Below are 3722 nucleotides of genomic sequence, written 5' to 3' on the forward strand. Positions count from 1 at the left end.
GGCTGTAGGTCCAGTTTTTGCCGCTCATGGTCAGCTGATCGCGCAGGCTCGTCGTCTGCAGGACAAGGTCCCGGGCCGCCGAGATCACGGCATCCCCCCCGGCGGCAATCGTCGCCCCGGAGCTGATAATGTCCCGACCCGCCGACAGGGTCAGGTCATCCCCCGCCGTGATCGACGCCCGCTCCTGCAGGCTGTCGCGGACAACGCCCGGCCTGTCGCCCAGGGTCTCGCGGATCAGGGTCTCGTTGATGATATCCCCGCCCAACGAAGCGATGGTGACCCGGCCCCCCGCGTCGATGATCCCTGAGCGGTTGGTGATGTCGCCGCCCGCAATCAGGGTCATGTCATTTTGCGAGCGGACATTGAAAATACTTATTCAATTTTAGACAATATATCTTTTATTAATTTTTGATGCTTTTGTGACTCGGGATGATTTTTCAACAATGGATATAAATAATATTTTAACAATTCTCTATCTTCTCTTTTTTTCGGAATCTTTTTCTCTATTACTCTCAGAAATCGAGGCAAAGACATAAAAGTTAGAAAAGCCTTATAACCACGATTTGTAACGTGTGGAATATTACCCAGAAAATAATCGGCAAGCTTCACCTGATCTTCCTTCAACCAAGATCTGTGCTGAATGACAACATACGCGTCCCCAGAATTAAAATCTTCTATTCTATAATTAGAAATCATCCAATTCGCTGCTTCGCTAGAATTCATTTTCCGAACTTCCATGCATGCCTGCCTCTGTTTCTTGTTCATAAAAACCTCTCATTCAACTGGTGAAAATAATTCATTTGGAAGACCTGCATTTCCTGCCAATTCAGATGGAGGTAAATAATGACCAGAATCATTTGACCAACGAACAATACTCCCTCTTCTTGGTCCATCATTGTTTCCAAATCGAATTGACCCCGCGTAGTTTACCTCACCACCTTCACTAAGTCCGAGATGAGTTGAGAAATTTTCTTCACTATTTTTGCGTGCCACCCTCGTAGTTCCATCCGGCATTGTTACAAAATCGTACGTTCCAGAAGGGGTAATACGGTTCCCATTTGATTCTTCGAGCCAATATCGGCCAGAGCTATCTTTGATCAATTTTCGAGGTGTACTTTGCAGAATACTGACATCGTTAGGACGTAGGTTAGTTAGTGTGCCACTCTTCGTAAGATTTGGCACACCCTTGCTGACGAGTTCGTCAATGAGTTTCCCCTTTCCAAGGCCTGTTTTATAAATCTTGAGCGCGTCCTGAGCTCCAGCCTTCCCGGTTACAGCGAGCATCAGGGTCACGCCAGACACACCCGAAAGGGCCGTTGCTTCGGTCCGTGTGAGAGTTGGGTCTGACTTCTGGAATACGTCTGCGCCTAAGGAAAGGAGCTCTGCGAAAATGCCTCCAAGCAGGTATTCGGATCCTTTGTCCAGGGCCATGTTGATGAGGGCCTGTTGCGCTGCCGCTGCGGGTCCTGAAGTCAAGACCGACGCGGTGAAAATAGCCCCCTTCACGATGTACTCTACGGGCTCTCCATATTTATCAATGAGAGCGTTCGCCTGATTCATGAGCCGGATGGCCCGATCCGCAGAGGACTTCAGAAATGTCGGCGCCTCTTCCGGGTGAAGAGGAACGCCTGTTATGATATCTAATTCCGTTATCTCAGGTATGTGATACCCCATGAACACCGGGCTTCCATCCGGGTTCAAGGAGGGGATCCCGTCAACCGTCATAGAAATACCACCGCCTTGGGCTAGATGGAGGGCCGTGGCTTTGAGAACTTCATCGCTGGCGCCAGCCTCGCGCATATACTGTAAGATGGCTTCATCTTGATTTTGCTTCATGACATCTGGCGCCAAAATCAAAAAGTCATCCTTGACATCATTCAAAGGAATGCCAGTCTCATCGGAAACCTTCTTGGCGAGTCTATCTACTGTATTAGACAGGGAGAGTAATTGACGCGACGTCTCAGGATTACTGCCCGAAATCGTTTGGATAAAGCTGTCCAAAGCCTCGCTAACACCAGAAAAGTTCTTACGCGTTTCATCGAAGAGCCAATCGAGCTCCCGCCCGCTGTTTTCGGCGACGTTTTGCGCGGCTGCGACGGCTTCGTCGGCGTTCTGGCCGGTCAAGGTCGCGCCAAGGGCTGCGGCCAGTTCGCCGATCTTGCCCATCCGCTGTTGGATGGCGAACCATTCCTCCGCCGTGTAGGCGCTCCGGTCCAGCTCGCCGAGGTAGGCATCCATGGCCATGGCCGAGAGGGCCGCCCCCAAAGCCCGCGAGGTGCAGGACCCGCCCGCGATGGCTCCCGTCGCGCAACCCACGGCGGCCTGGGCCACCTTGTCGCCGATATACCCCAGCGTCGTGTCCTGATAGCCGCTGACCAAGGCCCCCATTTCATAGGAGGCCATGGCCCCGACCACATCGGCGCCCAGGCTCCGCGTCATCGCCAAGGCCGCCTCGCCCGGATCCTGGCCGTAGAGCGCAACGTTCGACCCGAACTGGATCGTATTGCGGATCGTGGCTTGCAGGGCGACCCGCTCAAGCCGCTCCACGAAGCTCAGCTCAGAGGCCGCCACGTTCAGACCCGGCAGGTCCAACCCGGACAATGCCGCATCGGTCAAGCCCGCCGTCAGACCCGCTGTCACCACCGCACTGGCCAGTTGCATCAAGAATGCGCTCGACCCCAGCTCCTGGAACACCGCCCCCAGGTCGCCCTGGTTGGCGATCATGCTGTAGGTCGTCTGAAGGATAATCGTCGATACCGCCGCATTCACCGCTGCGGCGAGAGCCATCCCTGCCGCCGTCCCCGCCAGACCTGCCGCCGAGGCCACCGCCATCCCGGGAGCCAGCAAGACTCCGCCCGCGCCCATGGTCGCAATGGCGATGGCAATGGCGATGATCGCCTTGGCGCCCTGGCCCAGGCTCTGGTGTTCCTCGCTCCAGGCCTTGTGTGCTTCCTCGATGGCCTGCCAGTCCACGCCGGGCATCTGGCGCACCTGCGCCATCCACTCCAGGCCCGGCGCCTGCGACAGTTGCGCGATCTGGTCGGCCAGCCCGCCCGGTGTTCCCTCCGGGAAGGCCCGGTAGTCCACTGCGATGCCGGTCGCCCCGTCGATGCTCACCGTCCCGTCCGAATGGATCTCCACCATCCGGACCGTCTCGTCGTCATGACCCTTGCTCAGGTCGTAGGTCCAGAACTGGCTTCCGCTCGACTTGCTCTTCGCCTCGATCACCCGGTCCTTCACCGCCTGGAGGATGATCCGGCCCTGCTCCGAGGTCAGCGAGACGTTCGCCCCCGTCAGCTTCGCCGCCTGCAGAAGAAGGTCCTCCTGGGTCGCCGTCAGGCTCAGGTCGCCGCCTGCGGTGAGGGTCGAAACGCGGTGGATCAGCGCCTGTTTGTCATAGGTCCCCTTGGTCATGCCGGTGAAGACTTCCCGCGCCCAACCGGCCTTCTTGCGCTGCTCCGAATAACTTTCGTGATCCTCAGCCGCCAGAACCGATACCTGGCTGCCCGTGACCGACAGGTCCCCGCCCGCCGTGATGTCCGACCCCCGGATCACCACCGGACCATTCGGGCTGCCCACCGTCACAGTTCCGCCCGCGCTCAAGCTTGAGGCGACGTTGGTCACCTTGACGCCGTCGATGCGGGTGCTGCTGTTGTCCCAGAAGCCCTTCACCCTCTTGTCGTAATGCACCGTCTCGTGGTCCTGGGCGGTGTCGATCAGAA

General features: G+C 56.9%; 3 protein-coding genes. All 3 read right to left on the reverse strand.

Translation table 11 applies throughout. The annotated features are described in order from the left end of the window. Positions 1–343, reverse strand: a 343-nt coding sequence (locus tag ACLIRY_RS26710) for a hemagglutinin repeat-containing protein (protein ID WP_413208464.1), incomplete at its 3' end; no start/stop codon positions are given. Between the two features lie 29 nt (positions 344–372). Beyond that, positions 373–723, reverse strand: a complete 351-nt coding sequence (locus tag ACLIRY_RS26715; protein WP_413208465.1) for a hypothetical protein — start codon at positions 721–723, stop codon at positions 373–375. A gap of 51 nt (positions 724–774) precedes the next feature. Next, the coding region (locus tag ACLIRY_RS26720) for a hemagglutinin repeat-containing protein (protein ID WP_413208466.1) at positions 775–3722 on the reverse strand (2948 nt) is incomplete at its 5' end.

This window comes from Rhodospirillum sp. A1_3_36 (assembly GCF_047263945.1).
Taxonomy (GTDB): Bacteria; Pseudomonadota; Alphaproteobacteria; order Rhodospirillales; family Rhodospirillaceae; genus Rhodospirillum.